This is a genomic window from Nostocoides sp. (genome assembly GCF_035343835.1).
In the GTDB taxonomy this organism is placed as follows: domain Bacteria; phylum Actinomycetota; class Actinomycetes; order Actinomycetales; family Dermatophilaceae; genus Nostocoides_A; species Nostocoides_A vanveenii.
Genome location: NZ_DAOQZV010000228.1, coordinates 1 through 5,009, shown reverse-complemented (window position 1 = coordinate 5,009; position 5,009 = coordinate 1). Strand labels below are relative to the sequence as shown.

Genomic DNA, 5,009 nt, shown 5'->3' with positions numbered 1-5,009 from the left:
CGCAGCGGCGACCAGCGTGAACAGGCGCGGCCCGCGCCGCCGCGTCGGGATCTCGTAGGTCGTCGCCGCCTGAATTGCGGCCAGCCGGTCGCTCGGCGTGATCCGCTCGGCGTCGGCGTGCAGGGCCTGCGCCAACGCCTCCTCCAGATCGCGCAGGTCGCGCAGGTCGCCTAGGCCGTCGGCGTTGCCGGGTTTCATCGGTCCTCCCGGGTGGTTCGGTCGGGGTCGGGGCCGAGTTGGGCGCGGAGGGCGGTCAGACCGCGAGAGGCGTGGGCCTTGACCGACCCGGGCGCGATCTCGAGAGCGTGGGCGATCTGGGCCTCGCTCAGATCCAGGTAGTAGCGCAGCACCAGCACCTCGCGCTGGCGACGCGGCAGGCGGTCGAGGGCGGCGAGCATCCCGGCATTGCCCACCTCGTCCAGGGCCTCGTGCTCAGCGCTGGGCGCGGTGGCCTCCGTGATCGCCCGGCCGTGCTGCGCGACATAGGTGCGCTCGACCGTGCGGTGGCGCAGGACCGAGCGCGCGGCGTTCACGACGCTGCGTCGCAGGTAGGCGAGCGCGAGATCGCGATCGGCGAGGTGGTCCCACCGCCGGTGCAGCGCGATCAACGCGTCGGCGACGATGTCCTCGGCGACGCCCTGGTCACGCACCAGCAGCCATGCCAGGCGCACCAGACCGGACCAGTGCGCGGCATACAAGCTCGCAATGGCCGCATCGGCGCTCATTCGCCGCAGGTCGCCGGGGGAGTCCGCCACAGCGCTGATTGTCACGCCTGCTCCACGCCGCTGCCAGCCTTTCGGTTGACATTGCGCAGGGGGAGCGGCCGCGCTCACGCCGTCGGCGGGCCGGAAAGTGCCAAGCTTGCCGTATGACCGATCCCTCCGATTGCCTCTTCTGCAAGTTCGTGCGGCGCGAGATCGAGCCGGTCGTGGTGGGGGAGAGTGACCTTTCGCTCGCCTTCCGCGACATCAACCCGCAAGCACCGACCCATGTGCTGGTGATCCCGAAGCGGCACGTCGCCGACGCGGCCGAGTTGACCGCCGCGTCGGCGGAGGAACTCGCCGACGTCTTCGCGCTCGCCGCGCAGGTCGCGGCCGACGACGGCTTGGCCAACGGCTATCGACTGGTCTTCAACACCGGCCGCGATGCCGGCCAGGAGGTCTTCCACGCGCACTTGCACCTGCTCGGTGCACGCGCAATGACGTGGCCCCCGGGCTGAACGGGCCCGTAGAATACGACCACCCATGTCTGAACACCATCCCGAGGCGAGCGCACCCCTACCGGCGACGCAGCCCACCTTTTCCGTCGAAATCCCGCCAACGGTGCCCATGGTTTCCCTCCTGGGGCCACGCGATGAGCTGTTGCGCACGATGGAGCGCCAGTTCCCCGCGGTCGAGATCCATGTGCGGGGCAACGAGTTCCGGATGACCGGACCCAGCGCCGATATTGCGCTCATCGAGCGCACCATCGAGGAGTTGCTGGCCGTCATCGCCGCCGGGCAGCCGCTCAACCGGGATGCGGTCGAGCGGTCCATCGCCATGCTGCGCGCCCAGACGATCGAGCGCCCGGCCGATGTGCTGACGATGAATATCGTCAGCAACCGCGGCCGCACCATCCGGCCCAAGACGCTCAACCAGAAGCGGTATGTCGACGCCATCGACGCGCACACCATCGTCTTCGGGATCGGGCCGGCCGGCACCGGCAAGACCTACCTGGCGATGGCGAAAGCGGTTGCCGCCCTGCAGGCCAAGCAGGTCAACCGGATCATCCTGACCCGGCCCGCAGTCGAGGCGGGAGAGCGGCTGGGCTTCCTGCCGGGCACGCTCAACGACAAGATCGACCCCTACCTGCGCCCGCTGTATGACGCCCTCCACGACATGCTCGACCCCGATTCCATCCCGCGGCTGATGGCCGCCGGGACCATCGAGGTCGCCCCCCTGGCCTATATGCGGGGACGGACCCTTAACGATGCCTTCATCATCCTCGACGAGGCGCAGAACACCTCGCCTGAGCAAATGAAGATGTTCCTGACCCGGCTCGGGTTCGGGTCCAAGATCGTCGTCACCGGTGACGTCACCCAGGTCGACCTGCCAGGTGGCACGCAGAGCGGCCTGCGGGTGGTCCAGGGCATCCTCGACGACATCGAGGACGTCCACTTCGCCCATCTGACGGCGGTCGACGTCGTCCGCCACCGCCTGGTCGGCGAGATCGTCGAAGCCTACGGGCGCTGGGACGCCACCGAACGGCATACGTCCGCGAAGCAGGGAAGGAACGAACGTGAGCATCGACGTCCTCAACGAGACTGACGCGCGGGTCGACGAGGTCGAACTCGTCGATCTCGCCCGCTATGTCATGGGGGAGATGCGGGTGCACCCGCAGGCCGAGCTGTGCCTGCGACTCGTCGACGAGCCGACCATGGCCGTCCTGCACGAGAAGTGGATGGACCTGCCCGGACCCACCGATGTGATGAGTTTCCCGATGGACGAGTTGCGTCCGGGCCGCGACGGGGAGACGCCGATGGAAGGCGTCCTCGGCGACATCGTCTTGTGCCCGAGCGTCGCGGCGCGCCAGGCGCACGAGGCCGGTCACGCGCCCGCCGAGGAACTGCTGCTCCTGACCACGCACGGCATCTTGCACCTGCTCGGCTACGACCACGCCGAACCCGAGGAGGAGAAGGAGATGTTCGACCTGCAGCGCCAACTGCTCCTGACCTTCCTCGCGGGCCGCCCCTCGGCCTGATGTTTCGCCTGATCCTCGTCGCCGCGGCCAGCGTGCTCTTCGCGGCCGTCCTCGCCCTTGCCGAAGCCGCGATCACGCGCTCGAGTCGGGTGCGCGCGGCCGAACTCGCCGATGAAGGGCGCGGTGGAGCGAAGGCGCTCGGCCGGATCCTCAACGACAGCGCCGCCTATCTGTCGGTGACCGCGTTCCTGCGCTCAGTGGCGGAAGCCGTTGCGGCAGTGTGCATTACGTTGGCGGTGACACGCTCACTCGCCGGGTTCTGGCGGCCCTTGCTGACCTCGATCGCGATCATGACGCTGGTCTCCTTCATCGCCGTCGGTGTCTCGCCCCGCACCCTCGGACGCCGCCACTCCGACGTCGTCGGTCTGACCCTCGCGCCCGTGGTCGTATGGCTGCGTCGCCTCCTCGGGCCGATCGCTCGCCTCCTGGTCTCGCTCGCCAACCTCGCCACCGGTGGTGGCTACAAGGACGGCCCGTTCCAAAGCGAATCCGAGTTGCGCGATCTGGTCGACATCGCCGGCGAGAACGCCCTCATCGAGGACGACGAGCGAGAGATGATCCACTCCGTCTTCGAACTCGGCGACACGGTCGCGCGCTCGGTCATGGTCCCGCGCACCGACATGGTGGCCATCGAGATCACCAAGAACGCCCGGCAGGCGATGTCGCTGTTCATCCGTTCCGGCTTCTCCCGACTGCCCGTCGTCGGCGACGGACCGGACGATGTGCTCGGCCTGATCTATATGAAGGATGTCGTGCGCCTGATGACCTCGGACGGCGCCGATCTGCGCACCATCTCGATCGAGTCGGTGATGCGCCAGATGCCCTTCGTCCCCGAGTCCAAGCCAGTCGATGATCTGCTGCGCGAGATGCAACGCGACTCGGTGCACATTGCCATCGTCGTCGACGAATACGGCGGCACCGCCGGGTTGGTCACCATCGAGGACATCCTTGAGGAGATCGTCGGCGAGATCGACGACGAGTACGACCGCGAGGCACCCAAGGTCGAGGACCTCGGTGCCGGGCGATTCCGGCTGCCTGCCTCGATGTCCGTGGACGATTTCGCCGAGGACTTCGATGTCGATCTTGACGAGGACGAGGTCGACACCGTCGGCGGGCTGATCGCCAAACACCTCGGTCGGGTGCCGATCCTCGGCTCCCACTGCGAGGTCGGCCGCTACCGGCTCACCGCCGAGCGGATGGCCGGCCGGCGGCACCGGATCGCCTCGGTCCTCCTCGAACCGCTTCCGCCGGTTGTCGATGCGGTGGGCGAACTGGCCATGTCCGAGACAGCCTCACCCAGGACGGAGCGCGCATGACGCCGAAGCCTTCCACCCCCGAGCCCTATGTCGCGGGCTTCGCCTGCCTGGTCGGCCGACCGAATGCGGGCAAGTCGACGCTGACCAATGCCCTTGTCGGCGACAAGGTCGCCATCACCTCGGCCAAGCCGCAGACGACACGGCATACGATTCGCGGGATCGTCAGCGGGCCGGTCAGTCAGCTGATTCTGGTGGACACGCCCGGTCTGCACAAGGCGCGAACGCTGTTGGGAGAGAGGCTGAACGACCTCGTGCGCGCCACGCTGCTCGACGTCGACGTCGTTGGCTTCTGTATGCCTGCGGACCAACGAATCGGTCCGGGCGACCGGTTCATCGCTGCGGAACTCTCGGAGTTGATGGCGGCCAAGAAGCTGCCCGTCGTCGCCATCGCGACCAAGAGCGATCTGGTGGACAAGAAGCGGTTGGCGGAGCACCTGATCGCGATCGACCAGCTGGCCGACTGGGCCGCGATCGTGCCGTGCTCGGCCCGCCGTGGCGACCAGGTCGACGATGTGTTGAAGGTGCTCACGTCCTATCTGCCCGAAGCTCCGGGGCCGCTCTATCCGGAGGATGTGCTGACCGACGAGGAAAGCGACACGCGCATTGCCGAGTTGGTGCGGGAGGCGGCCCTGGAAGGGGTGCGGGATGAGTTGCCGCACTCGCTCGCGGTCGTGGTCGAGGAGATCACCCCGCGCGAGGACCAGCCCGAGGGCCGGCCGATGCTGGATGTGCGCGTCGACATCTTCGTCGAGCGAGACTCCCAGAAGGCCATCGTGATCGGCCGGGGCGGCGCGCGGCTGCGCGAGGTCGGGACCACGGCTCGTGCCGGGATCGAGGCCCTGCTCGGCGAGCGCGTGTATCTCCACCTGCGCGTCAAGGTCGCCAAGGACTGGCAGCGCGACCCGAAACAGCTGCAGCGTTTGGGTTTCTGAGGCCGGCCCCCGTGCCTAACCT

At 68.1% G+C, this 5,009-nt stretch carries 7 protein-coding genes; 5 read left to right on the top strand and 2 right to left on the bottom strand.

All coding sequences use genetic code 11. The features are described from left to right. Both PKH97_RS13530 and PKH97_RS13525 read right to left on the bottom strand, forming a co-directional pair. Nucleotides 1–198: hypothetical protein (locus PKH97_RS13530; protein ID WP_324388049.1), on the bottom strand; the 198-nt coding region annotated here is incomplete at its 3' end. Beyond that, a complete protein-coding gene (locus tag PKH97_RS13525) occupies nt 195–770 on the bottom strand; it encodes a SigE family RNA polymerase sigma factor (protein ID WP_324388048.1) in 576 nt (191 codons plus the stop codon). The genes PKH97_RS13525 and PKH97_RS13530, both read right to left, overlap by 4 nt. A gap of 98 nt (nt 771–868) precedes the next feature. Here PKH97_RS13525 and PKH97_RS13520 point away from each other — a divergent pair, with 98 nt between their 5' ends. From PKH97_RS13520 to era, 5 genes are read left to right on the top strand one after another with little or no spacing between them, the layout of a single operon-like run. Continuing rightward, a complete protein-coding gene (locus PKH97_RS13520) occupies nt 869–1,219 on the top strand; it encodes a histidine triad nucleotide-binding protein (protein ID WP_324388046.1) in 351 nt (116 codons plus the stop codon). A 25-nt stretch (nt 1,220–1,244) separates the two neighbouring features. Continuing rightward, nucleotides 1,245–2,306, top strand: coding sequence for a PhoH family protein (locus PKH97_RS13515; protein WP_324388045.1), 1,062 nt, complete (start codon nt 1,245–1,247; stop codon nt 2,304–2,306). Then, nucleotides 2,278–2,739: an rRNA maturation RNase YbeY gene (gene ybeY, locus PKH97_RS13510; protein ID WP_324388043.1), complete on the top strand. Its 462-nt coding sequence runs from the start codon at nt 2,278–2,280 to the stop codon at nt 2,737–2,739. Before PKH97_RS13515 ends, ybeY begins: the two co-directional genes overlap by 29 nt. Next, on the top strand, nt 2,739–4,055 hold the full coding sequence (locus PKH97_RS13505) for a hemolysin family protein (protein WP_324388042.1): 1,317 nt from the start codon (nt 2,739–2,741) through the stop codon (nt 4,053–4,055). The genes ybeY and PKH97_RS13505 overlap by 1 nt, the downstream gene beginning before the upstream one ends. Then, nucleotides 4,052–4,987 carry a GTPase Era gene (gene era / locus PKH97_RS13500; protein WP_324388041.1) on the top strand — a complete coding sequence of 312 codons (936 nt, stop codon included), beginning with the start codon at nt 4,052–4,054 and terminating at the stop codon, nt 4,985–4,987. The genes PKH97_RS13505 and era overlap by 4 nt, the downstream gene beginning before the upstream one ends. The last annotated feature ends 22 nt before the right edge of the window (nt 4,988–5,009 follow it).

Excerpts from the sequence above, each read along its gene's own strand:
- PKH97_RS13520 (WP_324388046.1), top strand. The coding sequence starts at position 869 with ATGACCGATCCCTCCGATTGCCTCTTCTGCAAGTTCGTGCGGCGCGAG.
- PKH97_RS13515 (WP_324388045.1), top strand. The coding sequence starts at position 1,245 with ATGTCTGAACACCATCCCGAGGCGAGCGCACCCCTACCGGCGACGCAG.
- PKH97_RS13505 (WP_324388042.1), top strand. The coding sequence starts at position 2,739 with ATGTTTCGCCTGATCCTCGTCGCCGCGGCCAGCGTGCTCTTCGCGGCC.
- era (WP_324388041.1), top strand. The coding sequence starts at position 4,052 with ATGACGCCGAAGCCTTCCACCCCCGAGCCCTATGTCGCGGGCTTCGCC.